This is a genomic window from Reyranella sp. CPCC 100927 (assembly GCF_007859315.1).
Lineage (GTDB): Bacteria > Pseudomonadota > Alphaproteobacteria > Reyranellales > Reyranellaceae > Vineibacter.
This window is the reverse complement of record NZ_VOHA01000002.1, coordinates 352470-378143: the sequence shown is the minus strand read 5'-3', so window position 1 is coordinate 378143 and position 25674 is coordinate 352470. Positions and strand designations below refer to the sequence as shown.

Below are 25674 nucleotides of genomic sequence, written 5' to 3'. Positions count from 1 at the left end.
GTGTCTCAGACCCCTGTTAGCCAAAAAGCCTGTTGCCATCACAAGTCGTATTGATAAGCTGTACCGGCGTCGGACCGCTAGGGTGGAATTGCTCAGGAAGAAGTCAACGTCCAATGGTAGGCAGCGAGAGTCTCACTCCCACGGCCGGCCCGGCACTGAATGCACCCGCCAATGGGATCCCGACGTGTCCGCCGGTGACCACAAGAGCCCAAGTTCTTCCATTTGGAGAGCTTAGCTGGGAGAACTTCGAGCGGCTTTGCTACCGCTTGGCTGGCAGGGCTGAGCGCGTAGAGTACCTCGCGCGATACGGGCGGTTGGGTCAAGCTCAGCAGGGCATCGACCTGTTTGTTCGCATGGTGAGTGGCAAGTATGAAGTCTGGCAAGCGAAGCGATATGCGTCCATCGCCTCCAGCGATGTGAAGAAGATCGTGGATGAATTCCGAACTGGAAATTGGAAAGACAAATCTGATCGATTGATCCTCGCAGTCCAAGCGTCGTTGGCTGACACTAAGGTTCAGAATGAGATCGAAGCTCGGGCTGCAGCACTGAAAGAAGAAGGGATCACCTTTGTTGCGTACGGCGGCGAGGAACTTAGCGGCCTTCTTAGAAATCACCCCGACATTGTTGACGATTTTTTTGGACGGAACTGGGTTGAAGCCTTCTTGGGCTTGGAAGCCACAAGAGCGTTGGGTGCGCGCCTGGACGGCGGTGAGTTCGCGAGAGTACGAGAACAGTTGCGTAGATTCTACGATGCCCACTTCCATCTGTTAGACGTTGGAGTAGCATTACCGTTCGGTGGAACCGACCCAACGCAGGATGCTCCGCCAACGCTGCTCGCTCGTTTCGCTCCTCCAGACGTCCTCGTTCGCGACACCAGTGAAGGAGGGTGGACACCGCCACAACAAGCCAATTCTCAGATGCTTAAGAACGTCAATGGGGCTCTGGACTCAAGTGACGAGAAACGACCCGCAGCAATTCGGAAACGGGACTATGTCCGGCGAGCGTCGTTGGCGAGTTGGCTCGCAGATGGAATGCATCTTGCCATAGTGGGCGAGGCGGGCAGTGGCAAGAGTACGCTTCTTAGATGTCTCGTGCTTGACCTGCTAACCGAGCAAAACATCTTTCCACAGAGCGCTCGGCGTTGGGGTGGGCTGCTACCAATCCACATTTCCTTCTCGAGGTGGAGTCGTCTTAGCGCAAGGCAGCAACGGGCGGCCGGTCTGAAGGAGGTTGTGGCTGAGACGCTTCAGCCAGCACTGACCGTCGACCTCATTTTGCTATTAAACCGCGCGATCGATGAAAGACGCGTGCTGCTCTTAATTGATGGTCTAGATGAATGGTCGGAGGAACAGGCAGCACGGACCACGCTTCAACACGTCCTTGCTTTTGTTGCCACTCACAATCTTCCAACGATCGCGACAGCCCGACCGCGCGGCCTGGACAAAATTGCGACAATTCCTCCCGGTTGGCAGGTTGCAGAGTTGGCGTCACTGTCGCTCGCTCAGCAACGCACGCTAGCGGGGGTGTGGTTTACGAGAGGACTCGACAAAGTAATGGTCGCCAGCGAGCGCGGATCAGAGATTCAAGGACCGATCGAGGCGCGCCTCGATCGGTTCTTTGCTGAACTCGGACGCGATAGACGACTGTCATCCCTCGCGGGAAATCCCTTACTCTTGGTTGCTCTTATTGCGCTTTCAATTCGACAGATTGCGCTGCCCCGGAACAAGATGCAGGCCATACAAAGCCTCGTTTCGATTCTGGTGGAGACTCATCCCGAACACCGAGCAACAGCAGCTGGTGATATCAAGGCGCGTTTCACTCACATACCCGATGCGGAGGATCGGCGAGTTGTCCTTGGTCGACTCGCATTCGTGGTGCGTTCGGCGAGTGGTGGCGGCACCTTTGATATCAAGGAGGCTAGGCGAATCATCCGAGATTACTTGGCCGATTCGAATACGTTGGTGTTCTCCGGCGAACGTGCACAGCAGGCTGCTGCCGAGATGCTCGCGGTGAACGCCGAGACAATGGGGCTTCTAGCGGAACGGGCCCCAGGTGAGATTGGGTTCGCGCATGCGGTTTTTGAGGAGTACCTCGCGGCGGAGCACATCCATCGTTTGGCGTTTGGTGAGATCACAGCGTTCGTCCGCGACCATTCCGGCTCGCCGCTTTGGCGTAACGTCATTTCGAATCTAATCGCGTTGTTGGCACGTCCGACGGAAGTCGAGTCTGTAGTAGCTGCGATCGAGGCCGCTCATGCGGCGGACGTTAGTCGAGAGGGCGCTGTCAATCGGGAGGTTCTGCTTGCAGATATAGCATTCAATTCATCCCGAAAGCAGCCGGCGACTACACAGAGGCTGATTGATAGAGCCTTCAACATAATCGAGCGCGGTGACTGGTTGTTGGCGCGGCGGGAGGTTCTGAAAGCGGCGCTTACCACACTTGGTGACGGAGTATCGCCTGCGTCCGTAGAAGATTGCCTTGCAGCATGGGCACCCCGCCGGGATAAATATTCCTCTGGCTTGTTCGAGGCGTTGGGCAGATGGAAACCTGCACCGGATCTACTCAAGGTGCTGCTGGGCGCACTGCATGATGAGGAGCGTGGGAAGCAGCGCAGTGCAGTCAGGGTACTTGCTCGCTTGTATGGTGGCGAGCCGAACGTACAGCAACACCTGAGAGACGCGCTTCGCTCGACGGCGGATACCTCGGTTGCGGCTGCAATGCTCGAAGCCTTGACCCTAGGTTGGCCCAAAACAACGGATCTTTCCGCGCTGCATGACGCTGCAGTCAGTTCACGTGACCCTACGATCCGGTTTGTCGGAATCTCGGGCCGGATCGCTGGCGCGCGTGGTGATCAAAGCGATCGAGACGGTATTGTGGATCTTCTTTCAGAATTCCCAGAAATAGACTACTCGGATCGCGGGGAGGCTCGTAGGCAGTTATCCCAACACTGGCCGGACGACCCCGCGCTCATCGATGTATCACTTAGGTCCACTCGCCGGGGCGGCTTCTCACATCGCGAGTTCGAGCGCGGATCGGCAATGCACTACCTTATACGCTGTTCGCCAAAGAACTCGAGAGTGTTGGATTGGGTCAAGGAGGAACTGCTGAGGGAACATCCCTTTTCGCTTGCGTATGGCGACATATGGAATCGCGTAACTCCTTTCGCGAATGAGCACTCTGAAATTCGGGCGGCGGTCATCAGCTACGTTAAGTCAAAACTCGGACGTCATCAGCTACACGATTGTCAGGACCTCATCATCAAACTCGGTGGAGACGAGCTGCGGGATGCTCTGATTGGAATCTGTAATGACGAGAAAAGGTGGAGCGACGTTTGGGCCGTTCGCGCTCTGCTGCAAGGTTGGGGGCATTCCGATCCGGTCGCCTCCTCCTTCTTGGATGAGATTGTGTCGTGGGATGACAAGAGACTTGAGAACCTCGCACCGCTCCTACCGCAGATTATCCATGACTTTGACGCTTGTAGGGCGCGACTATTGTCGCTTGCTCGCGAGTCGGAACAGCCCAGGTTCAATTCGATTGCTCGTGGCTTCGCTGCACTCGGGTGTAAATCAGACGATACCGAAGTTGTCGACACACTTCTTGCAGCCGTCGGCAAGGGTTCGCCTGCATATGACCCAAGCGAAACAATATTGACACATTTCTCCGGCAATTCTTCTGTCAGGCGATACGCCCTTCAGGCGCTGAGTGATCGGGATCCACCGTTGGCAGCGCTCGCGCGAGTGTATGAGGATGACACCGATATCCGATCTCAGATTCTGGCCTGCGCAAACCCGCTACCGATTGCGCTCCGCGGCGAAATCGTGGAGGCAGCGTTCGCTGAAGCTGACAATCGTCCAGCCTTTAAACGCGTACTTGAGAACTATGACATTGAGGTCGATGGAAATCTGAAGATTGCTACCTCAATTTACTTTCATCGGTACATGCACCGAGTCCCCAGCTTCGCTGCGTCGGATCACCTAAAAAAAGTCGAGGAGGATCTTCACGCTGTTGGACTAGAAATGGATGAACGAAGGGCGGCTGCTTTTGCAGGCATGCTTATCTTGGGGCATGTTAATGATATACCACCGATGGTAGAGTATGGTGACGAGCCTCTGCGCATTCGAACTGGAGCAGGCTACGGCAAGGAGAGCGACAGTTTGATGGCGTTAATGGCCGAGCGATGGGAAGAGGTGCGGGAGGCGTTTAGAGATAGTCTCCCCGCCAGATTTGGTGCATTTGGTGCCGATGAAGCTCACCTGTGGGACTGTTTGGCTCCCCACATCAATGCATCATTGGCCGCTCGCCAGGATTTTCTAGCGTTCTGCAATCGAACCGACGCGACACTTGGCATGAAAAGCATCGCAGCTCTTGCTAGAGAGCAGCCGTCTAGTGAATTGCTACTGAATCATTGTTGCCGGGTGTTTGAACGAGAGGTGACGGGGCCGCACGAACGCCACTCTCCTTGGGCCGTTAAGCGCACCCGCCTGGAGATCGCTTATGTCCTTAGGGACCAGTTCCACTACAGGGCAGATCTCAGGGAAAGACTGCGTAAAACACTCAAGCCGTGGCACGGCGAAGGTGTTATCTGGTTCCTGCTGACAGAACCAAATGATCCTTGGTTCGCCGGTATTCGACGGACTCCAATGGAGATTGCGCTGGAGTCTTCCGACTGGGTCTCTGCAACGCATCTCGCATCTGCTCGCAGTGGATCTCAGGAGTTTGTCGAGGTTGCGTTGGCGATGATCAATCGGCAAGTTTTTAACATCTGGAATTTCCAGAGTGTCATCAATCGCGCGGTCATCGAACGGCTGGGGCGCGACACGCAGGTCGCACATCGATTCAAAGAAACGCTAGATTGCTGCCCGACCGAGAGCGAGATCGCAAGTCTGCCGCGCTACCTGATGGCTGCGGGAGCGTCGGATAGCAGTCTTCATGAACGATGCCGTGCTCTGTTGGAGGACGAGGCGCGCTATCCGCTTCCTCGGGCTGGTTACGATGTCATCGAGGATTCAGTAAGAAGCGTCTCACACAGTCTCCTGGAAGTGCTGGCTCCATCTTTTGTGCAGTAATGGGCGGGGACCAAGTTCAGGATTTATTGTACAGCGCCCTGCCGTATTTCCAGCAGATCTTAGCGATCGCTAAGTGCGACAAAAATTTTTGATTTTGTTCCGCTATACAGGCTCGTCGGGCCGATATATCCATAGCGCAACAGTGCATTTGCGTTCCCGCCGCCGGGCCCAACGGGCGTATCGCCGGCCGGGCGTTAAACGGCAGGCCGCCGCCGGGCCGAGACGTCGGGCGTGTCGCTGGTTGCCGCGTCAGGCAACACCCTCGCTTCCATCACACCGGGCGCCTCTGGTTGTCCGACGTTGGCTTGCGACCGCATCGTGGCCGCGGCGCCGACGGCTCATCAGACATCATGGTGTCACCCATGAGCACGCGCGATTTCGACAAGCTGACTCATCCCGCGCATGGCACACCGCTTCAATGGTGGCGCTACAGCGAGCGCTTCGCCACCGCCGGCTTCGTCGACAAGCAGGGTCGCCCGATCACCGAGTCGGCGGTGCACAACGGCGAGGTCTGGTACTGGCACAAGCCGCCGGGCAACCTGCCGCTCTATGGCCTTGCGCTGCTGCGCGCCGCGCCCGAGGCGCCGGTGCTGGTGGTGCAAGGCGAGGCGGCCGCTGACGCTGCCCGCGTGTTGTTTCCCGACCATGTCTGCATGGCCTGGGCCGGCGGCCATGGCGGCGTCAACGTCGCCGACGCCACGCCGCTGGGCGGTCGTCACGTCATCCTGTGGCGCGACAACGATCCGGGAAGCTTCACGGCGATGGCGCGCTTCAAGGTGCGGCTGGGTGGGCTGGCGCGCACGGTGGTGAGCATCGATGTGCCGTCCGCATGGCCGCCTGGCTGGAACCTCACGTGCTCGCTGCCACAGGGTGTGACCATCGAGATGCTGCGCCAACGCCTGCGTGACGCCGGGCCACCGCCGAAGGTGCCGGCGGTGCAGGGCAGGGCGATCGCCCATGAACCTCTTCCCACCGGGGAGAGGCCTGCCCTGAATGCACCCGAAGGGTCGACGAACGCGCAGCGTTCGTCGGGTGAGGGGGCGTTGAAGACATACGCGACGCTCGATGAGAAGCATCTCGTGCCACCCGCGGCCCCCTCACCCGGCGCTGGCGCGCCGACCTCTCTCCGGCGGGAAGAGGTCACTGAACGCACGCCGCGAGCGCCGAGGGACCACTCGAGCCTATCGTCATCCCGAGCGCAGCGAGGGATCTCCTGCGAACAGCGCACCGTGCGTCTTTCTCAGGAGATCCCTCGCTGCGCTCGGGATGACAGCGGTGCGCGCACGCCGCCGGATGCGATACGCCTGCTCGCTGAGCGCAAGCAAGACGATCCCAGCGACGATGATGGGACCGAGCTGGCGCCGCGCGCGCTCGACCACAACGACGGCGCCGATCCACCATCCTTTCCCGTCGACATCCTGCCGGCGTTGTGGCGCGACTGGTGTCGGCGCGCGGCGCACGATGCCGGGGCGCCGCTCGACTATGTCGCGCTGTCGCTGCTGGGTGCGGCCGCCGGCCTGATCGGCAGCGCGCGGTGGATCAGCCCGATGCCAGGGTGGCGCGAGCCCTGCGTGCTGTGGACGGCGCTGGTGGGCGCGCCGTCGTCGGGCAGGAGTCGCGGCATGGAAGCGGCGCTGGGCCTGGTGCGCGATCTGCAGGACCGTCTGGGCACCACGGACGAAGGGGCCGCGCGCCGTCATGCCGGCGCGCGCGAGAAGGCGCGCACCTTTGCCAGCCTGTGGCGCCGTGACGTGCGCAATATGGTGATTGCCGGCGCCGCCGAACCCGATCCGTTGCCGGACGACGCGGTCGAACCGCCACCGCCACGCCGACTCATGATCGACGATCCGCGCCTGCGGAGCGTCGCCGACGCGCTGCGCGGCAGCCCGCCCGGCCTCCTGTTGGCACCCGATGCGCTCGATGCCTGGCTCGCGCGCTCGATGCGGGCCGGCAACGACCGCCGCCACTGGCTGAAGGCGTGGGCTGGACGGCGCTGGACCATCGCGCGTCTGCGCCTGCTGCCGGTCGACGTCACCAGCGCCATCTCGATCGTCGGCACGCTGCGCGCCAATGCCTTGCCGCCGGCACGTGCCGGCGAGGATGACAGCGTGCTGGCGCGCACGCTGTTCGCGTGTCCGCCGCGGTCGGCGCTGCAGGCGTTGGCGCCGGTGACCGCCGGCAGTGATCCCGCGGCGCTCGATGCGCTGGCCCGGCTGCACGATTTGCCGACGGCACCGCGTGACGTGGCGCTGACCAGCGAGGCGCTGGCGCTGTTCGAGGCGTTCAGACGCATACACGCCGCGTACGGCGATGCGCTGGAGGGCCGCGACGCCGCGTGGTGGCGCAAGGGCCTGTCGCTGGTGCTGCGCCTGGCCGGCGTGCTCGCGTTCCTCGCCTGGTCGGCACGGCCCGCGGGTACGGCGGAACCGGTACGACTGTCGGCGGGTACGCTGCGTGCCGCGATCGGCCTGTGGCAGGATTACTTCTGGCCGCACGCGCGAGCGGTGCTCGGCGCCGCCGGCACCACGCACCAGCGCCACGTCGAGACGGTACGGTCCTGGCTTGCCGCGCAGCGCCCGGCGGCGGTATCGCGCGAGCAGATCCGCCGCGAGGTGCTGTCGCAAGCCGTCGACGCGGCGGGCGCCGATGCGGTCATCGCGGCGCTGGTCGATGAGGGCCGGCTGCAGCCGATGGATCGCATCGCCCGCGGCCCCGGCCGCCCGCCGCTGCGCTGGCGGGTGGTACTGACGGACGACACCCTCTCTCCGCCTGCGTGCCATGGCGTGGATACATTTCGTCCTGAGTGCCGCGAAAGGCCTGCAGTGGCTCGGCCAGTCACGAGCGGCGCTGGCGACGGCTGGGACCGCGCCGCTCCAGCGGCGCTCATGGCTGCAGGCCGGCGCTGTGCGCCGGTGCGTCGCGGGAGCGACGCGGTCCGACCCGTCATCAGCGGCAACGAGCCCGTCCGCGGGAGATGTGTCCACGCCGTAGCGCCTGCGCGGGGAGAAGGGCAGGAGGTTACGGCAATTTCCGCTACCCCTTGCGATTCACCGCGTCCGCCGGGCCGCCCGGCACCCAAAACGAACGTTTCGGCCATTTCCGCACGACAGGGTGATGCATCGGAAACGGCGCCACGCCGGGCTTTGCAAGCACCATCGCCGCCCTCTAAGCTTGCACCGCCATACGCCATCCCTGTTGCGCAGGAGTCTCGCATGACCAAGTTCGGCATCGGCCAGTCGACGACACGCGTTGAGGATCCACGCCTGCTGACCGGCGGCGGCCGTTATACCGACGACACGAGGCTGGAGGAGAAGGCCGCGCGCGCCTACGTGCTGCGCTCGCCGCACGCCCATGCCGCCATTCGCGCGATCGATACGGCGGCGGCCAAGAAGGCGCCGGGCATGCTGCTGGTGCTGACCGGCGACGACGTCAAGGCGGCGGGCTTCGGCGACCTGCCGTGCCTGGTGCCGATCCAGAACCGCGACGGCTCCATGCGCGGCGATACGCAGCGGCCGATGCTGGCTCAGGGCCGCGTGCGCCATGTCGGCGACCCGGTGGCGCTGGTGGTGGCCGAAACCCTGGAGCAGGCCAAGGACGGCGCCGAGCTGATCGACGTCGACTACGATCCGCTGCCGGCGGTGGTCGATACCTACGGCGCCGCCGAGAAGGGCGCGCCGCAGATCTGGGACCAGATCAAGGGCAACGAGTGCTTCGACTGGGAGATGGGCAACCAGAAAGCCACCGATGCGGCCTTCGCCAAGGCCGATCGCGTGGTGAAGCTGCGCCTGGTCAACAACCGCCTGGTCGTGAACTCGATGGAGCCGCGCGGCGCCATCTGCACGTACGATGCCGCCGGCGACCGCTCGACCCTGTGGGTGTCCTCGCAGGGCGTCAACGTGATCCGGCCCTACGTCGCCGACATGGTGCTGAAGATCGGCCTCGACAAGCTGCGGGTGCGCACCGGCGATGTCGGCGGCGGCTTCGGCATGAAGATCTTCGTCCACCCCGAATATCCCATGGTGGTGTGGGCGTCGCGCACCCTCAAGCGCACGGTGAAGTGGATCCCCGACCGCCAGGAGGGCTTCCTGTCGGACGTGCAGGGCCGCGACCACGTGTCGTTCGCCGAGATGGCGCTCGACAAGGATTGCCGCTTCCTGGGCTTGCGCGTCACCACCTACGCGGCGCTGGGTGCCTACCTCTCGCACTTCAGCGCCTTCATTCCCACGATGGCCGGCACCGGCATGCTGGCCGGCCTGTACCAGACGCCGGCGATCTACGTGAACGTGAAGGGCGTCATGACCAACACCGTGCCCACCGACGCCTATCGCGGCGCCGGCCGGCCGGAGGCGGCCTACCTGCTGGAGCGTTTCGTCGATCACATCGCGCGCGAGACCGGATTGACCCCCGACGAGATCCGCGCCCGCAACCTGGTGCGGCCCGACCAGATCCCGTGGACCACGGCGCTGGGCGACGTGATGGACTCGGGCAAGTTCGAAACGGTCATGCGCAAGGCCATGGACCAGTCGGACTGGAAGGGCTTCGCGGCGCGGCGCGCCGAGTCCAAGAAGCGCGGCAAGTGGCGCGGCATCGGGCTTGCCACCTATGTCGAGAAGTGCGGCGGCGGCACGCCCGACACCGCGGTGATCAAGTTCAACGACGACGATACGCTCACGGCCTATATCGGCAACCAGACCAACGGCCAGGGCCACGAGACGCTCTACACCCAGATCCTGTCCGACAAGCTCGGCATCGATGCCGATCGCATCCGCATCGTGCAGGGCGACAGCGACGTGGTGCCCGACGGCATGACCGGCGGCTCGCGCGCCTCGCCGGTGGGCGGTGCCGCGATGCTGGGCGTCTCCGACAAGATCATCGCCAAGGGCAAGCTGGTGGCGGCCACGGTGCTGGAAGCCTCGACCGGCGACATCGAGTACAAGGACGGCAGCTTCGCCATCGTCGGCACCGACCGGCGGCTGTCGCTGTTCGAGACCGCCAAGGCATCGCGCGACGGCAAGAACCTGCCGTCCGGCGAGGCGCCTGGCCTCGATGACGCCTTCACCCGCGAGGACAGCCAGCCGACCTTCCCCAACGGCTGCCACATCTGCGAGCTGGAGGTCGATCCCGACACCGGCACCGTCAGCATTCATCGCTACACCGTGGTCGACGATTTCGGGGCCGTGATGAACCCGCTGCTGCTGATGGGGCAGGTGCATGGCGGCATCGGCCAGGGCGTCGGCCAGGCGCTGACCGAGCATACGGTGTACGACAACGACACCGGCCAGCTGCTGTCGGGCTCGTTCATGGACTACGCCATGCCGCGCGCCGACGTGGTGCCGCATGTGCACTTCGACCTGCACAACTCGCCGTGCACCACCAACCCGCTGGGCGTGAAGGGCGCCGGCGAGGCGGGCGCCATCGGCGCGCCGCCGGCGGTGATCAACGCCATCGTCGATGCGCTCCATCCCGAGACCGGCATCACCCACGTCGACATGCCGGCCACCGCCCACTCGATCTGGCGCGCCATCCAATCCGCCCGCGCCACCAAGGTCGCGGCGGAGTAGGCTGATCCGAAAACACATGTCATCCCGAGCGCAGCGAGGGATCTTCTGAAAGTGGCGCACGGCGCGCCTGCATCAAAAGATCCCTCGCTGCGCTCGGGATGACAGCTCGTTCGCAACCCATGCCCCACATCACCCTGCGCGACGGCGCCGCGCTCTACTACGAGACCCACGGCAGCGGTCCGCCGCTGATGCTGGTGTCAGGCCTCGGCGGCGTCGCCACCTTCTGGCAGCCGCATGTCGAGGCCTTCGCGCGCCACTTCAGCGTGGTGCTGCACGATCATCGCGGCACCGGTCGCAGCACGCTGTCGCGCATCGCGTATTCCGTGACGCAGATGGCCGACGACGCGCTGCAGCTGATGGATGCGCTGGGCCTCGAGCGCGCGCACTACATCGGCCACTCGACCGGCGGCGCCATGGGCCAGGTGATCGCTACCGATCATCCCGGGCGGCTGGACCGGCTGGTGCTGTGCGGCACCTGGGCCAGGACGGACGCCTTCTTCCGCCGCTTGTTCGAGGTGCGGGCGCTGGTGCTGAAGCATCTTGGTCCGCAGGCCTACACCAAGGCGAGCGCACTGGCGCTCAACATGCCGGCCTGGGTGCGCGATCACGATGCCGATCTCGTTGCCAACGAGGCGATCGCGTCACAGACCATTCCGGAGCCCGAGATCGTGCTGTCGCGTATCGCGGCCATCGTGGCGCACGACCGCCGCGAGCGCCTGCGCGACATCACGTGTCCAACGCTCGCGATCGGCGCCAGGGATGATCAGGTGACGCCGGCGTACTTCACCGAGGAGATCGGTCGCCTGGTGCCCGACTGCCGCACGGTCGTGCTGCCCGAGGGCGGCCACTTCTTCCCCAACGTGGTGCCGCAGGCCTGGCAGCGGATCGTTCTCGATTTTTTGATGGGGTGAGGTCCAACCGTTAGCCTCTGGGCGCACGCTGTCATCCCGAGCGCAGCGAGGGATCTTCTACAAGTGGCGCACGGGTGCGCCTGCATCCAAAGATCCCTCGCTGCGCTCGGGATGACAGGGTGTCCGAGCCTCAGTCGTCGTCGTCGAACCGGTCGAAGTCCATCAGGCCCGCGCGGCAGTCCTCATCGTCGTCGGGATCCACGAAGGTGTCCTCGTCCCGGTCGATGCTCTGATGCGGTGTCGGGCTGGGAAGCTCGCGCTGCCAGAAGCGCGGTGTCGGGTCGTGCGCCATGCTGTGCTCCCGATGTTTGCCATTGGGCCGTCACCGGCCCGCCATGATGCGAACACAACGCCGGACAGCGGAATTTGGTTGCCGACAATCTGCACTGATTGCGCTGACGTGCAGTCAGGACACCAGATCGCGATACTGAGGATGTTGATGGATGTACGATTCCACGAATGAACACAACGGGATGACGCACAAACCTCGCGTACGGGCATCATCCAGCGCGCCCTTGATCAGGGCCGATGCGATGCCCTGGCCACGCAACGCGACCGGCACTTCGGTGTGGGTAAGTGCCCGGCAGCCGTTCTGCTGCCGGTAGTAGGCGACCGCCAGCGCGTCGCCCGCCGCCAGCTCGTAACGTCCCAGGGCCTCATTGTCGCGTACATCTGCCATGACCACTCAACTCCGTCGGTTCTCAGGATCGGCTGCAGGCGGCGCCGCCCAGCACGCAGAACTTGGCGCAATGCGGATGGTTCAGGCGCACCGCGCCGGCGGCGTCGGCCAGCGTGGTGCCCAGCTCGAACTGCGCATCGTAGGGCAGCAGGGTGCAGGCCACGACCGCAGGCTGCGCTGCGTCCTTGCGCTTGATCACCATGCGCGAGGAGGCACACATCACGCTGTCGGGCGATTTGTGCAGGATGCCCCAGCAGGCGACCGTGATCTCGGGCACGTCGACGGCGGCATCCATCTCGGGGAACACCACCAGGGTGACGGGATCGTGCGCATCGATCGGCACGCCGTTGTCGGCGAACAGCCGCGCGTATCCTTCGCGCAGCACATCCTCGGGCTCACCGGAGAAGCGCCGCCCCGCGACATGCACATTGAAGCCGTTGCGCGACAGCCAGACCAGCCCGTCCAGGGTCGCACGCCAGGTGCGGGTGCCGCGCTCGGCTTCGTGCAACGCCGCGCCGTAATGATCGAGCGAGACGCGGATGGTGAGCCGATCGCCGTGCCGTTCGCGCAGCGCCAGCAGCGCCGGCCTCATCTTGTGCATCGGCTTCATGGCGTTGGTCAGCACCATCGCTTCCAGCCCGCGCCCCAGCACGTCCTCGAGCATCGCCGGCAGCGCGGGATTCATGAACGGCTCGCCGCCGGTGAAGCCGATCAGGCGCGTGGGCAGGCCATCGCGCTCGATCTCGTCGAGGTAGTCGCGCACCTCGGCCGCCGTGAGGTAGACCAGCCGGTCGTTGCGCGGCGAGGATTCGATGTAGCAGTTGCGACAGGTGAGGTTGCACAGCGTGCCGGTGTTGAACCACAGCGTGTCGAGCGCCGTCAGCGCCACTTCGGCACGCTGCTCGCCCTTGGCCGTTGTCCACGGGTCGCGGAACTTGGCGGGATCAAGCCGCGGTATTGTCGCCTGAGGCGCGGTCGCTACCATCACATCCTCCACGCCGCTACCCTATCGACGCGGCGCACGGCAGGCTATCAACAATCCGCGAGAGATTTCCCAGGCGAGAGACGGGAGACGGTAATGGTGAAGGCGGTTCTGGGCGTGATCGGCGGTTCGGGCATCTACGAACTGCCGGGCTTGCGCGACGTCCACTGGAAAAAGGTCGAGTCGCCGTGGGGCGAGCCGTCCGACGCGCTGTGCTTCGGGACGCTGGGTGATCTTGCCATGGTGTTCCTGCCGCGCCACGGCCGCGGCCATCGCATCCCGCCCGGCGAGATCAACTACCGCGCCAACATCGATGCGCTCAAGCGCGCCGGTGTCACCGATGTGGTCTCGCTGTCGGCCTGCGGCTCGCTGCGCGCCGACCTGCCGCCGGGCCTGTTCGTGCTGGTCGATCAGTACATCGACCGCACGGTGGCACGCGCCAAGAGCTTCTTCGGTACCGGCTGCGTGGCGCACGTGGCGTTCGCCGACCCCGTGAGCCCCGGCCTGGTCGATCGCCTGGAGGCGGCGGCGCGCGCCGAGAGCATCTCGGTGCACCGCGGCGGTACGTACCTGGCGATGGAAGGCCCGCAATTCTCGACCCTGGCCGAGAGTCGGCTCTATCGCAACTGGAACTGCGACGTGATCGGCATGACCAACATGCCCGAGGCCAAGCTCGCGCGCGAAGCCGAGCTTTGCTACGCCTCGGTCGCGATGGTGACCGACTTCGACTCCTGGCACGAGGACCACGGCACGGTCGATGTCTCCAAGATCATCGCCGTCATGCACGCCAACGCCGACAACGCCAAGCGCCTGGTGGCGCGCCTGGCCGCCGACTTCCCGGCCGAGCATCAAGCGTGTCCGATCGGCTCCGACACCGCGCTCGACTTCGCCATCATCACCGCACCCGAGGCGCGCGATCCCGCCCTGCTGCACAAGCTCGACGCCATCGCCGGCCGGGTGCTGTCTTCCGCCTGAGCGGTCAGTCCGTCATCCCGAGCGCAGCGAGGGATCTTCCGGGAAAGGAGTCTCCGTTCGCAGGAGATTCCTCGCTACGCTCGGAATGACAGTGAACGCAGATCCATCAACCCCGACGCCCGCAACCGCATAAGATCATCAGGCGTATCGACATCCCACAGCGTCGCCGGCTCGCGCCAGCGCAAGTCCAGCCGTTGCAATCGCTGGCGCGTCAGCGGCATCACCCGGTCGGTGCTCCACGGCATGTCGTTGAACAAGTCCGGTTGCGGCGCGCGCAGGCCGATCAGGACGTAGCCGCCGTCCTCGGTCGGCAGGAACACCGCATCGCAACCGTCGCGCAGGCTGTCGGCACAGGCACGCAGGTGCTCGGCGGCCAGCGCAGGGCAGTCGGTACCGATCAGCAGCAGCGGGGCGCCCGGCGGCTGCGCCGCGAACGCCGCCAGCATGCGGGCGCCCAGCCCGTCACCGGTTTGCGGATGCAAGGAGATGTCGGTGAAGCGTTGGAAAGCAGGATGCGCCGTATCGGGCGCGCACCACAGCGAGACCGGCCCGACCGCGGCATCACGCGCGCAGGCGATGGTGCGCTCGGTCATGCGCGCGTACAGGGCGGCGGCGCCGTCGGCACCCAGCGCCGGGATCAGCCGCGTCTTGCACGCGCCGGCGACCGGCGCGCGGGCGAAGACGGCGATGCCGACCTCTTCAGCGTCGCGCCGGCCGGTAGCCATAGCGCACCGCAAGGTCAGAGGGATCGGCCCCCAGGAAGTAGGCCAGCCGCAACCGCCACATCAGCGCGATGGTGCGCAACACGCCATGCTTCTGCCAGCGCCGCCCCGACGTCGTGACGCGCGCGCGCAGACAGGCCGGCCGGCCGCGCTGCTTGAGCGCGCGCGAGAGCGCGATGTCCTCCATCAGCGCGATGTCGGGGAAGCCGCCTGCGGCGGCGAACGTCTCCCGGCATACGAACATCGCCTGGTCGCCGGTGGCGATGCCGCTCAGGCGCGAGCGCAGGTTCATCGACCACGCCACCACGGCCAGCATCGGGTGGGTACCCTCGATGCGCACATCGAAGCGTCCCCACCGCGCACCGCCGGCCAGCGCCGCCGCGATGAGGCGGTCGGCGTCGTCGGGCAGCACCGTGTCGGCATGCAGGAACATCAGCGTATCACCGCGTGCCAGCGCGGCACCGGCGTTCATCTGCGATGCCCTTCCACGGGGCGCGCGCTCGACCCGGTCGGCCAGCGGGCGCGCATGGGCTGCAGTCGCATCACTGCTGCCGCCATCGACGACGATGACTTCGGCGCCGCGCTCACGCAGAGGCGCCAGACGCTGCAGCGCCTGGGCAATGGTGGCGGCCTCGTCGAGGACGGGGATGACGATCGACAGCATTTCGGCGGCCGCGAGCATACAGGAACGGCATCGTCAGATGCTGAATGAGCCGTGTAGGTGATCGACGTCGCCGCGATCGATGAGCACGGCCCCACCTGTCGCAGCGATCGGTACCGGGCGTCAGTGCGGGAGCGGCGTTTATCGAAGTCCAGACAGAATTGTTCTTTATTTGAATATTTTTGTTGCTTTTGGTGTGTGTTCCTTATATGTTCTCAGGACTGTCCCCGAGGTGGAACTGGATCGATGCAACGATCTCCGATGATTGCCGCCGTCACGCTCAAGGCATCGGTGCTTGGGCAGGTCGGTCAACGTCTGCGGCTGAAAAATACTGTCGCCGGCCCAGCCGATGTCGTTACCTGGGTCTATGATCGAATTGCCGACGACGTGATTCTGCAATTCTCAGCGCCCGCAACACTGGTGGCCCAACGCTAGGGAATGGCCTGAACAACGGTGCAGCGCTGACGATCCACGGGGGTGCGCTGAGACAATGCGTTCTCATCGGACGTCGTGGTGCCGGGCGCAATCGTGGGTATTGTCGGAACCGTCGACGGCATTCCGAGCCAGACGCACGGGATACCAATGTCAATGGCAGCCTGTAGCTGAGTTCGGATCTGACATGCATCGGTAACACAGTCGCGCAAATATGCGATCGATTATGCCGTCTGGCTGAAGTTTAAGTGCGGTTCGCTGTTCTCGTTGGTTGCGGTGACGACCATCGCACTGCGTCGACCCGTACCAAACTTGATCACGAGCAGGACCGCCACTGACATCACCGGAATTGGCGACATCAAGGTCGAGACCTTGGACAACGCGATGCTGCTTGGCACGGGTGCTGCCCAGCCGGACGACCGGCAGTCTTGGCGCGGGCGCCGTTCAACCGATCCCCCGCAACGGTAAGCCGTTCAATGACGGTTCCGGCCTAATGGGTGTGCTGCGACTAACCAACTTTAGCAGCACCGATAACATCGCCAGCGGCGGCGCCGTCGATATCAGGGCTTGGTTGGAGCGTGTTTGACCCGCTTGCAGCCTTCGATTTTGCGGTGTAGCTGCCACTGAGACGCTGATGTGAACGATTGCCGTTGCAGCCGCAACGGCCGGGGAAATCAGCCGGGCGAAGATCGTGACGCATCAATGACCTATGCGTGTCAGTGTTCTCTGAAACGCAGGCCATTGTTAGTCAGTGATACTAGTCCTGTCAGCATAACCCTGCTAAAATATACATCGAATATCAATGATGAAAGAACGTCGATCGCATGTCTCTTTCAATCGACTCATTCGCGCTCAAGTCACTTTACTTCGAGCTGCGATACATTCCTTCGTTCCTACTGTGGGATCGAGCTGGTTATATTGCACATGGTTTACAAGGTGCTTGGCCAGATTTGATAGTCCAAGAAGTTCATCCCAACAAACAAGGCCTCAGATTGGACCAGCGAACGAGCTGCCTGGTAGAGCTAGATAAATTCAATTTCGCTTTTCATCGCGTTGATCGAGATTTGGCCAACGTCTTTCGTCACATAGACGATGGCTATCTTCTGATTGCCCGGGAGTTACAACTCAAAGTGTTTAGCCGCGTAGGCCTGCGACTTCAATTTTATCAGACATGCAAGAATGCTGACGAGGCGGCAGATTTAGTATGCAATACGCCATTTGGCCCTACAATTAGCGGAAAACACTTCAACATAGAAGGGAAGGTATCTGAACCGGAGACTGCAGTAAGATGGCAAGATGAAGCGTCTGGTGTTTTAATCCGGCTAAGAGCGCAAACCCGAAAGGTTGAATTTACGCCCGGCATAGAAGTTGATCCTGAGGTGCTGGCTAGCGTAAAGCACGAACAAAGTGAAATACTTTTGGATGTTGATTACTATATCAGTTCTTCTACAAGCGCCGGACAACTCAAACCCAGTGCATGGATTAAACAAATTGTTCATACGGTTCGAAGAGATAGTAAAATAATACTAGGGGGATGACATGGCTGCGTTACAATTTGTTGAACTTCGATCTGAGGCTGAGGTTACATCTAAGGATGAAGCGAGCGCGGACCACGTGCTTCGTGAATCTGTCGTGGATGTCTCAGGTGAGAGGCGTGGATCGCAAACGGCGTTCGACAAACTGTATACGAATCAAGATTCGTTTGATGTCGGAGTCGGACAGGCTCGCGCAAGGTTAGGAGTGGTGATTGAAGTAGTTCAGGACGCTCTGGACGCCTTCAATCGCGACGAGATGTTTGATGCCGATAATGCATTGATGCTGCTTCATGCGCACATGGCGGAATTGTTCGCGCACAGGGCGATTGGTGATGGTTTCGGACTTGTTATTGCCTCGGTTTTTCATGCTCTTCGAAATGCTGCGACTGAACCACCGAGACGCGATCGCATTCTTTGCATAAAGCGGATTATGCAAACTCTCCGGGAAGGGATCTTCCTTACATTTGACGATGCGAATCTCCTCATAAACGACCTGGAAGATCTCGATATGAAGCCCTACCCCACGAATCTCGTGGAGATCGGTCATCTCGCGGACGGTGAAGATTGATGGCTGCAGTTTTCCTGGACACCACCGTCTATTGCGATCTGTTGATAAACCTAGGAACTCAACACATTTCGGCACGGAATGCCATCCGTCGATATTCTGATGTTCACGTGCCGGTCTATGCGATTAAGGAGTTTAAACGTGGGCCGTTGAACTACTTTCGCTACTTTCACAACAAGTTAGCGTCACTTGGCTCTTACAGTCTAACGATAGAGAGCTTGCAGAATCTTTCACGAACGCCGCAACGCAATAGGGTTGCGGGTGCACTGCAAGCCTTGAGGGTAGCGAGCTTAGTGAGATTTCAGTTGGCCACGAGCACGCACGGCGGCATCTCACCGGAGGAGCGGGACAAAGCAGAAGCCGACGAGTTTCGCCTTCTAACTAGGCGTTTGATCGAGCAAGCGTGGGCCCGCAGGCGTTCTATTGGTACCCACCACGTAGAACTTGCATGTTACGCTGAGCCCAACATCCGTCGTGTGGGCAAACTGTTAGACTTGGACCCTGTCAGATGTAGGCTGATTAATCGGGAGTGTTGCCTTGGTCCTGCTATCAGAAGCCGTCAGGCAGACGTCAGCGCGTTACTCTCCGCAATACCAAATACTGGCGGGCGCCGTGAAGACTCGCGGCGGAGGGCAGTGTTAAAGAAACTTCGAAAGTCCTCAACGGTCAGCATGTCCGATGATGATTGTCGATCCCTGGGAGATGCATATTTCGCCCTTTTTGCACCAAAGGACGCAACCATACTCACGACCAACACAAAGGATCACGAACCGCTTGCGGCTGCTTTAGGTAAGAAGGTTGAGCGTCCATAGAGTGACGTCGTACTGCGTGCTGCTCGACAACCACAGCGAGGATTGTGGCTGCAGCCTGCAGTGCGTCCACTGATCGTGCCTCCCGTTAGCGTGAACCACCCCCAAAGTGCGACTTGAGGCAGATCCGTCTACGACGCACCGCTGTGCTCGGTTTGAAACCGTGCGCCGCCGCTTGTTGGGAATGGGTCGCGCGTCAGCGGTCAAACTCCGTTAACCGCGGCCCTCAATTCCGAGCACGTTCACGTGCTCTTGGCGCAGTTAGGAGCTCGGCCCGTCTCTTAGGCCAGGGTGCGAGAAACCCTTATTCATCGGCATCGGAATGGTGGGCGCTGTAGGGATTGAACCTACGACCCCACCCGTGTGAAGGGTGTGCTCTCCCGCTGAGCTAAGCGCCCGTAGATCCCGGACGCGCCGTATAGGTTGGGCGCGCCGCCCTGTCAAGAAAGCCTGTGTCGCGGCGGAACCATATGGTCGCGCTGGGCGTTCTTTCTCCCGGACTTTCGCCTGATGCTGCCGATTTCCCAGCCACCGCCCCTTGCCGGCCCGACGCCCGGACGCACCGGCCTGCCGCTGCAATCCATCGCAGCCGGCCTGCTGGCGGCGGCGATCCTGGTCGGCTTCCTGTACTTCGGCCGCGACGTGCTGATTCCGATCGCGCTCACGACGCTGATCAGCTTCGCGCTGGGCCCGCTGGTGTCATGGCTGCGCCGGTTCGTGGGGCTGAAGCCGGCGGTCGGGCTGTCCGTGCTGCTGGCCGTGGTGGTGGCCGGCGGCCTGGCCTTCCTGGTGGCCTGGCAGATCACCGACCTTGCCGCCAACCTGCCCAAGTACCGCAGCAACCTGCATCAGAAGATCGAGGACCTGCGCGGCGGTGGCGGCCTGGTCGCCGATGCGATCAGCGGCGTGCGCGAACTGGCGAGCGAACTGACGCGCCCGCAGGGCCCTGCCGGCACGCAGCCGCCGGCGCCGAGGCCGGCGCCGTCGGATATCGAAGGGGCGACCGCGCTCGATATCGTGGCGGCGTTCCTGCTGCCGGTGCTCGTGCCGCTGCTGCTGACCGGCCTGATCATCATACTGGTGGCGTTCATGCTGCTCGAGCGCGAGCCGCTGCGCGACCGCCTGATCCACCTCGTGAGCCGCGGCGACATCAGCCGCACGACCGAGGCGATCAATGATGCCGTCACGCGGTTGAGCCGCTATCTGGCCACCCAGGTGCTGATCAATATCGGCTTCGGCACCATCGTGGCCGCCGGCCTGTGGGCCATCGGCATGCCCAACCCGCTGGTCTGGGGACTGCTGGGCGGCGTGCTGCGGTTCGTGCCCTTTGCCGGCCCGGCCATCGGCGCGCTGGTGCCGACACTGCTCGCCATCGCGGTGTCGCCGGGCTGGACCTTGCCGCTGCTGACCCTGGGGTTGATCGTGGTGTGCGAGGTCATCGCCGGGCACATCATCGAGCCGCTGCTGTACGGCAGTTCCACAGGCATGTCGCCGCTGGCGGTGCTGATCTCGACCATCACCTGGGCGGCGCTGTGGGGACCGATCGGCTTGCTGCTGGCCATGCCGCTCACCGTTTGCCTGGTGGTGATGGGCCGCCACGTGCCGCAGCTGGCGTTCCTGGGCATCCTGCTGGCCGACGAGCCTACCTTGCCGAGCGAAGCACAGGTCTATCACCGGCTGCTGGCGCGCTCGCCACTGGATGCGGTGGAGATCGCGGTCGAGTACGCGCGCGACAACGGCGCGCCGGCGTTGTACGACAAGGTTCTGCTGCCGGTGCTGATGCTGGCGGAGACCGATCGCCGGCGTGCGGCGCTGGATGTCGAGCGCCAGCAGCAGGTGGCCGAGGGCATCGAGGAGATCATCGCCGCCGTCGAGGACGATCATGCCGAGCCGGACCCCGACGACGCCCAGCCGTCACCGCCGGCGAGCGGTGTTCGCGTGCTGTGTGTCGGCGGCCGCAGCGACCTCGATCACGCCGCCGCCGCGGTGGTGGCCGCCGCGCTGCGCCAGCGCGGCATGGTGACGACCGAGGACCACGCGGAACCCGTCGATGCCGTCGCGCTCTGCATGGTGCTGCCCGGCTCGGCGACGGTCATCAATCACCTTGTGCGGCGGCTTCGCACGCGGGGCGTGCCCGACGTGCCGATGGCCATCGGTGCCTTTGCCCCTGAGGGCGGCACCCCGATGGCACAGTCGTCATATCCCGTCGCCCGCACGATCGGTGCGCTGGCCGATCTCATCGCCGCGGCAGGCGACGGGCGGCCTCGATCAAATCATCAAACCGCTCAATGACCGCCTCGGCCCCCAGCGCGTGGGCCGGCACCTGCGTGTAGCCCCAGGATACAGCGATCACCGGAAGGCTCGCGGCGTGCGCGGCCTCGACGTCGTGGATCGAATCTCCCACCATCAGCGCCGTTCGGGGATCGGCGTCCATCCGATCGAGAAGCTGGAGGATGTGCCCGGGATGCGGCTTGCGGACATCGAAGGAGTCGGCGCCGGCAACGTCCTCGATCGGTGGCATCAGGCCGAGCTGCGCCATGATCTGGCGCGCCGAGCCTTCGTATTTGTTGGTGCATACGCCCAGCCGCACATCGGCGTCGGCGAGGCGTCGCAACGTGGTGATCACGCCGGGGTAGGGGATCGTGCTCGCGGTCGGGCGTTCGTCGTAGTAGCGCACGAAGTCGCGGACGCGGGCGTTGAGCTCCGCGTCGTCGAGCGTCTTGCCGCGCATGGCGAAGGCCTTGCGCGTGCGCACGCGGCCGCCTTCGCCCATCAGCGCGCGTTGCGCCATCACGTCGATCGGCGCCAGACCGTGATCGGCCAGCATGCGGTTCACCGCGGCGCCGACGTCGGCGGCACTGTCGATCAGTGTGCCGTCGAGGTCGAAGATGACGGTGCGAAACGGAAAAGCAGCGATGTCAGCCGGCATGAAGAGTGGGATGGGGTCGGGTCACGCGTCTGTCATCTTGCTTAGAGGCGTCAAATGCGCGGCGCAAGCCTTCTCGCAACGCTTGCGCTGGCATCGCCTGCACTGCCACAGTAGCGCTCATGGTTGCCCCCACCACTCCAGCGCCGCGCATTCTCGTCGTCGAAGACGAGGTGCTGGTGCGCATGACCCTTACCGACACCCTGGAGGATTTCGGCTTCACGGTCGAACCGGTGGGTTCCGCGAGCGAGGCGATGGACAAGGTCGCGGACCTGCGTGGACGCATCGACGCGGCGATCCTCGACGTCGGGTTGCCGGACCGCACCGGCGATGCGCTGGCCGTCGACCTGCGCGCGCTCTACGCCGATCTGCCCATCGTCATCGCCACCGGCTACGAGGACGGCGAGCTGCGCGAACGGTTCAAGGGCGATCGGCTGGTCACGTTCTTCGCCAAGCCCTACAACAGCGCCGAAGTCGTGCCGGTGCTGCGTTCACTGGGCGTGCGGGATCCCCGCAACCGCACGGGCCTGATATGACAATCTGCTGACGGCGGTCGGGAATTTCGCCATAGTGCGATCGGCATATCGCCCACGAACGTCTTTGGTCCATGGCTCATCCCCTCGCCGTTGTCGTGCTGGCCGCCGGCGCCGGCACCCGCATGAAATCCGCCCTGCCCAAGGTGCTGCACCCGATCGCCGGCTGGCCGATGATCCGCCATGTGCTGGCGGCGGCCCAGACGCTGCGGCCGGATCGCATCGTCGTCGTCGGACCACCCGGTCGCGACGATGTGGCGCGCGCGGTGGCACCGGTTCCTTGCCTGGTCCAGGACCGTCCCTTGGGCACCGGCCATGCCGTGAAGGCGGCGCTGCCGGCGCTCAAGGGCTTTCGCGGCGATGTCATGGTGATGTTCGGCGATTCGCCGCTGCTGACGGCGGCGAGCCTGCGCCGATTGCTGGCGGCGCGGCGCAAGGTCGCAGGCCGCGGGCGCGATCGTGTGGCGCTGGGCGTTCTGGGCTTCCGCGCTGCCGATCCCACGCCCTACGGCCGGCTGGTGCGCAACGAGGCCGGTGACCTCGATCGCATCGTCGAGGGCAGGGACGCGTCAGCCGACGAGCGCAGGATCGACTTCGTGAATTCGGGAGTTATGGTCATCGACGGCGCGCTGCTGCCGGCGTGGCTGCGGCGCCTGCGCAACGACAACGTCAAGGGCGAGTACTATCTCACCGACCTGGTAGCGATCGCCCGGCGGGCCGGCCGGCGGTGCGTGGCCGTTGAGGGCAGCGAAGCCGAGTTTCGTGGCGTCAACGACAAGACGGATCTGGCCGCTGCCGAGGCCGCAATGCAGGCACGCCTGCGGCAGGCCGCGCTGGATGGCGGCGTGACCATGACCGATCCGGCGACCGTCTGGCTGGCGGCTGACACCCGCTTCGGCCGCGACGTGAGCGTGGGACCGAACACCGTCTTCGGCCCAGGTGTCACGGTCGGCGACGGTGTCACCATTCACGGCTTCTGCCACATCGAGGCCGCGACCATCGGGGCGCATTCCAGTGTCGGCCCGTTCGCGCGTGTGCGATCGGGCACCCGCACCGGCCGCGACGTGCATATCGGCAACTTCATCGAACTGAAGAACACGTCCCTGGGTGACGGTACCAAGGCCAACCATGTCTCGTATCTCGGAGACGGCGATATCGGCGCGCGGGTGAACATCGGCGCCGGCACGATCTTCGTGAATTACGACGGCTTCGGCAAATGGCGCACGGTGGTCGGCGACGATGCCTTTATCGGCTCCAATTCGTCGATGATTGCGCCGGTCCGCGTCGGCCGCGGCGCCAACGTGACGGCCGGCAGCGTGATTACGGCGGATGTCGCCGCCGATGCCGTGGCCTTCGGGCGCGCGCGCCAGGTCGACAAGCCCAAGGCTGCGACGCCGCTGCGGACCAAGCTGAAGGCGCGGGCGAAAACAGCCAAGGATGAGGGCTGGAAGATGCAGGCCCGCGCGCCACGGCGCTGAGCAGGAGAGTCGAAGCATGTGCGGCATCATCGGCATCATCGGCAGGGACGCGGTCACGCCGCGCCTGATCGAGGGTCTGCGCCGGCTTGAATACCGCGGCTACGATTCGGCCGGCGTGGCGACCTTGGTGAACGGCCATATCGATCGCCGCCGCGCCGAGGGCAAGATCGCGAACCTCGATGCGCGGGTTGCGGCCGAGCCGCTGGCCGGCACCACCGGCATCGCCCACACGCGCTGGGCCACGCATGGCGGCGTCAGCGAACGCAACGCGCACCCGATCGCCACCGACCGTGTCGCCATCGTCCACAACGGCATCATCGAGAACTTCCAGGAGCTGAAGGCAGAGCTCGAAGCCCGGGGGCGGCGCTTCGACAGCGACACCGACACCGAGGCGGTGGCGCAGCTGCTGACGTCGTATCTGGAGCGTCAGATGACGCCCGAGGAGGCGATGGGCCGGGCAATGGAGCGGCTGAAGGGCGCCTTCGCCCTGGTCTGTCTGTTCGCCGGCCGGCACGACCTGCTGATCGGCGCGCGGCGCAACTGCCCGCTGGCCATCGGTTACGGTGACGGCGAGATGTATCTCGGCTCCGACGGGCTGGCGCTGGCGCCGTTGACCAAGCGGATCTCCTATCTCGAGGAAGACGACTGGGTCGTCGTGCGGCAGGACGGCGCGCGCGTCTTCAACAACGGCCAGCCGGTCGAGCGCGCGATCACCACCACGGCGCTGTCGGGAGCACTGATCGGCAAGGGCAATCACCGCCATTTCATGCTCAAGGAGATGCACGAGCATCCCGAGGCGGTCAGCACCACCCTGCGCTCGTATCTCGACCCGACCACGCGCGCGGTGACGCCGCCGGTGCTGCCGTTCGACTGGAAGGACGTCTCCCGTCTGACGATCACGGCCTGCGGCACGGCGTTCTACGCCGGCATGGTCGCCAAGTACTGGTTCGAGCAGGTGGCCCGGCTGCCGGTCGAAGCCGACATCGGCTCGGAGTTCCGCTATCGCGAGGCGCCGATGCCGCAGGGCGGCGTCTGCATCGCGATATCGCAGTCGGGCGAGACCGCCGATACGCTGGCCGCGCTGCGTTACGCCAAGAGCCAGGGTCAGTCCATCCTGTCGGTCGTCAACGTGCCCGAGAGCGCGATCGCGCGGGAATCCCACGTCGTCGTGCCGACCCTGGCCGGACCTGAGATCGCCGTGGCGTCGACCAAGGCCTTCACGGCTCAGCTCGTGGTGCTGGCAACCTTGGCCATCGCCGCCGGCCGGGCCCGGGGGACGCTCTCGCGCGAGCGCGAGGCCGAGCTGGTCGCAGCCCTGATCGAAGTACCATCACGCATTGCCGAGGTACTGAACCACGACGACGCCATTGCTGCTGTGGCGCACAGGATCGCCGAAGCGCGCGACGTCCTCTATCTCGGCCGCGGCACGGCCTACCCGATTGCGTTGGAAGGCGCACTGAAGCTGAAGGAGCTCAGCTACATCCACGCCGAGGGCTACCCGGCCGGCGAAATGAAGCACGGGCCGATCGCGCTGATTGCCGAGGACGTGCCCGTCGTGGTGGTGGCACCCACCGATGCGCTGGCCGACAAGATCGCATCGAACCTGGAACAGGCCCACGCCCGTGGCGGCAAGCCCGTGCTGCTGTCCGATGCCGCCGGTGTGGCGCGGCTGGGCAGCAAGGCGTTCGTCAGCCTGACGATGCCGACGGTCGATCCGTTCGTGGCGCCGATCCTCTACGCCGTGCCGGTCCAGCTCATGGCCTACCACGCCGCCGTGGCCAAGGGCACCGACGTCGACCAGCCGCGCAATCTCGCCAAGAGTGTCGTCGTGGAGTAGAT

Annotated in this window: 17 protein-coding genes and 1 tRNA gene; 11 read left to right on the top strand and 7 right to left on the bottom strand. The window is 64.0% G+C overall.

All coding sequences use genetic code 11. The features are described from left to right. The first annotated feature begins 314 nt into the window (after positions 1 to 314). The 3 genes from FQU96_RS07855 (at position 315) to FQU96_RS07845 (ending at position 11538) form a co-directional block, all read left to right on the top strand. On the top strand, positions 315 to 5066 hold the full coding sequence (locus FQU96_RS07855) for an NACHT domain-containing NTPase (RefSeq protein ID WP_178130376.1): 4752 nt from the start codon (positions 315 to 317) through the stop codon (positions 5064 to 5066). A gap of 362 nt (positions 5067 to 5428) precedes the next feature. Next, entirely contained in the window at positions 5429 to 10627 is a 5199-nt protein-coding gene (locus FQU96_RS43110; protein WP_178130375.1) for a molybdopterin cofactor-binding domain-containing protein, read from the top strand. 119 nt (positions 10628 to 10746) lie between these two features. After that, positions 10747 to 11538 carry an alpha/beta fold hydrolase gene (locus tag FQU96_RS07845; RefSeq protein ID WP_178130374.1) on the top strand — a complete coding sequence of 264 codons (792 nt, stop codon included), beginning with the start codon at positions 10747 to 10749 and terminating at the stop codon, positions 11536 to 11538. Between the two features lie 130 nt (positions 11539 to 11668). On the opposite strand, the gene FQU96_RS42130 is transcribed toward FQU96_RS07845, so the two are convergent. The 3 genes from FQU96_RS42130 to FQU96_RS07835 form a co-directional block, all read right to left on the bottom strand. Continuing rightward, positions 11669 to 11830, bottom strand: coding sequence for a hypothetical protein (locus FQU96_RS42130; RefSeq protein ID WP_178130373.1), 162 nt, complete (start codon positions 11828 to 11830; stop codon positions 11669 to 11671). A 114-nt stretch (positions 11831 to 11944) separates the two neighbouring features. Continuing rightward, entirely contained in the window at positions 11945 to 12217 is a 273-nt protein-coding gene (locus tag FQU96_RS07840) for a GNAT family N-acetyltransferase (protein WP_146540307.1), read from the bottom strand. A gap of 22 nt (positions 12218 to 12239) precedes the next feature. Continuing rightward, positions 12240 to 13202, bottom strand: coding sequence for a radical SAM protein (locus FQU96_RS07835; protein ID WP_146540306.1), 963 nt, complete (start codon positions 13200 to 13202; stop codon positions 12240 to 12242). 93 nt (positions 13203 to 13295) lie between these two features. Here FQU96_RS07835 and FQU96_RS07830 point away from each other — a divergent pair, with 93 nt between their 5' ends. Further along, positions 13296 to 14174 (top strand): S-methyl-5'-thioadenosine phosphorylase, encoded by an 879-nt coding sequence (locus FQU96_RS07830; RefSeq protein ID WP_146540305.1) that lies wholly within the window; start codon positions 13296 to 13298, stop codon positions 14172 to 14174. A gap of 74 nt (positions 14175 to 14248) precedes the next feature. Here FQU96_RS07830 and FQU96_RS07825 read toward each other — a convergent pair whose 3' ends face one another. After that, entirely contained in the window at positions 14249 to 14899 is a 651-nt protein-coding gene (locus FQU96_RS07825) for a TIGR04282 family arsenosugar biosynthesis glycosyltransferase (RefSeq protein ID WP_146540304.1), read from the bottom strand. Then, on the bottom strand, positions 14874 to 15578 hold the full coding sequence (locus FQU96_RS07820) for a TIGR04283 family arsenosugar biosynthesis glycosyltransferase (RefSeq protein ID WP_146540303.1): 705 nt from the start codon (positions 15576 to 15578) through the stop codon (positions 14874 to 14876). Before FQU96_RS07820 ends, FQU96_RS07825 begins: the two co-directional genes overlap by 26 nt. Before the next feature lie 240 nt (positions 15579 to 15818). On the opposite strand from FQU96_RS07820, the gene FQU96_RS07815 reads away from it, so the two are divergent. The 3 genes from FQU96_RS07815 (at position 15819) to FQU96_RS07805 (ending at position 18092) form a co-directional block, all read left to right on the top strand. Further along, positions 15819 to 15992 (top strand): urea carboxylase-associated family protein, encoded by a 174-nt coding sequence (locus FQU96_RS07815; RefSeq protein ID WP_146540302.1) that lies wholly within the window; start codon positions 15819 to 15821, stop codon positions 15990 to 15992. Between the two features lie 821 nt (positions 15993 to 16813). Continuing rightward, positions 16814 to 17527 (top strand): hypothetical protein, encoded by a 714-nt coding sequence (locus FQU96_RS07810; RefSeq protein WP_146540301.1) that lies wholly within the window; start codon positions 16814 to 16816, stop codon positions 17525 to 17527. Between the two features lies 1 nt (position 17528). Next, the gene (locus tag FQU96_RS07805; protein ID WP_146540300.1) at positions 17529 to 18092 is read left to right on the top strand and encodes a hypothetical protein; all 564 of its coding nucleotides are present in this window, start codon (positions 17529 to 17531) and stop codon (positions 18090 to 18092) included. Positions 18093 to 19221: 1129 nt separating this feature from the next. Here FQU96_RS07805 and FQU96_RS07800 read toward each other — a convergent pair. Further along, positions 19222 to 19296, bottom strand: a tRNA-Val gene (locus tag FQU96_RS07800). Positions 19297 to 19408: 112 nt separating this feature from the next. Between FQU96_RS07800 and FQU96_RS07795 the strand changes: the two genes are divergently transcribed. Further along, complete coding sequence (locus tag FQU96_RS07795; RefSeq protein ID WP_146540299.1) at positions 19409 to 21190, top strand: AI-2E family transporter; 1782 nt, start codon at positions 19409 to 19411, stop codon at positions 21188 to 21190. Here the strand turns inward: FQU96_RS07795 and FQU96_RS07790 are convergent. Next, the gene (locus FQU96_RS07790; RefSeq protein WP_146540298.1) at positions 21135 to 21827 is read right to left on the bottom strand and encodes an HAD-IA family hydrolase; all 693 of its coding nucleotides are present in this window, start codon (positions 21825 to 21827) and stop codon (positions 21135 to 21137) included. The two genes, FQU96_RS07795 and FQU96_RS07790, sit on opposite strands and share 56 nt — an antisense overlap. 119 nt (positions 21828 to 21946) lie before the next feature. Between FQU96_RS07790 and FQU96_RS07785 the strand changes: the two genes are divergently transcribed. The 3 genes from FQU96_RS07785 to glmS all read left to right on the top strand — a co-directional run bounded on the left by FQU96_RS07785 (position 21947) and on the right by glmS (position 25672). Further along, positions 21947 to 22360, top strand: coding sequence for a response regulator (locus FQU96_RS07785; protein ID WP_146540297.1), 414 nt, complete (start codon positions 21947 to 21949; stop codon positions 22358 to 22360). A 71-nt stretch (positions 22361 to 22431) separates the two neighbouring features. Next, positions 22432 to 23835, top strand: coding sequence for a bifunctional UDP-N-acetylglucosamine diphosphorylase/glucosamine-1-phosphate N-acetyltransferase GlmU (glmU, locus tag FQU96_RS07780; RefSeq protein WP_146540296.1), 1404 nt, complete (start codon positions 22432 to 22434; stop codon positions 23833 to 23835). Between the two features lie 16 nt (positions 23836 to 23851). Beyond that, the gene (gene glmS, locus FQU96_RS07775; RefSeq protein ID WP_146540295.1) at positions 23852 to 25672 is read left to right on the top strand and encodes a glutamine--fructose-6-phosphate transaminase (isomerizing); all 1821 of its coding nucleotides are present in this window, start codon (positions 23852 to 23854) and stop codon (positions 25670 to 25672) included. Positions 25673 to 25674 lie beyond the last annotated feature (2 nt).

Excerpts from the sequence above, each read along its gene's own strand:
- FQU96_RS07845 (WP_178130374.1), top strand. The coding sequence starts at position 10,747 with ATGCCCCACATCACCCTGCGCGACGGCGCCGCGCTCTACTACGAGACC.
- FQU96_RS07820 (WP_146540303.1), bottom strand. The coding sequence starts at position 15,578 with ATGCTCGCGGCCGCCGAAATGCTGTCGATCGTCATCCCCGTCCTCGAC.
- FQU96_RS07835 (WP_146540306.1), bottom strand. The coding sequence starts at position 13,202 with ATGGTAGCGACCGCGCCTCAGGCGACAATACCGCGGCTTGATCCCGCC.
- FQU96_RS07810 (WP_146540301.1), top strand. The coding sequence starts at position 16,814 with ATGTCTCTTTCAATCGACTCATTCGCGCTCAAGTCACTTTACTTCGAG.
- FQU96_RS42130 (WP_178130373.1), bottom strand. The coding sequence starts at position 11,830 with ATGGCGCACGACCCGACACCGCGCTTCTGGCAGCGCGAGCTTCCCAGC.
- FQU96_RS07795 (WP_146540299.1), top strand. The coding sequence starts at position 19,409 with ATGCTGCCGATTTCCCAGCCACCGCCCCTTGCCGGCCCGACGCCCGGA.
- glmS (WP_146540295.1), top strand. The coding sequence starts at position 23,852 with ATGTGCGGCATCATCGGCATCATCGGCAGGGACGCGGTCACGCCGCGC.
- FQU96_RS07840 (WP_146540307.1), bottom strand. The coding sequence starts at position 12,217 with ATGGCAGATGTACGCGACAATGAGGCCCTGGGACGTTACGAGCTGGCG.
- FQU96_RS07805 (WP_146540300.1), top strand. The coding sequence starts at position 17,529 with ATGGCTGCGTTACAATTTGTTGAACTTCGATCTGAGGCTGAGGTTACA.
- FQU96_RS07785 (WP_146540297.1), top strand. The coding sequence starts at position 21,947 with ATGGTTGCCCCCACCACTCCAGCGCCGCGCATTCTCGTCGTCGAAGAC.
- FQU96_RS43110 (WP_178130375.1), top strand. The coding sequence starts at position 5,429 with ATGAGCACGCGCGATTTCGACAAGCTGACTCATCCCGCGCATGGCACA.
- FQU96_RS07790 (WP_146540298.1), bottom strand. The coding sequence starts at position 21,827 with ATGCCGGCTGACATCGCTGCTTTTCCGTTTCGCACCGTCATCTTCGAC.
- glmU (WP_146540296.1), top strand. The coding sequence starts at position 22,432 with ATGGCTCATCCCCTCGCCGTTGTCGTGCTGGCCGCCGGCGCCGGCACC.
- FQU96_RS07815 (WP_146540302.1), top strand. The coding sequence starts at position 15,819 with ATGATTGCCGCCGTCACGCTCAAGGCATCGGTGCTTGGGCAGGTCGGT.
- FQU96_RS07830 (WP_146540305.1), top strand. The coding sequence starts at position 13,296 with ATGGTGAAGGCGGTTCTGGGCGTGATCGGCGGTTCGGGCATCTACGAA.
- FQU96_RS07825 (WP_146540304.1), bottom strand. The coding sequence starts at position 14,899 with ATGGCTACCGGCCGGCGCGACGCTGAAGAGGTCGGCATCGCCGTCTTC.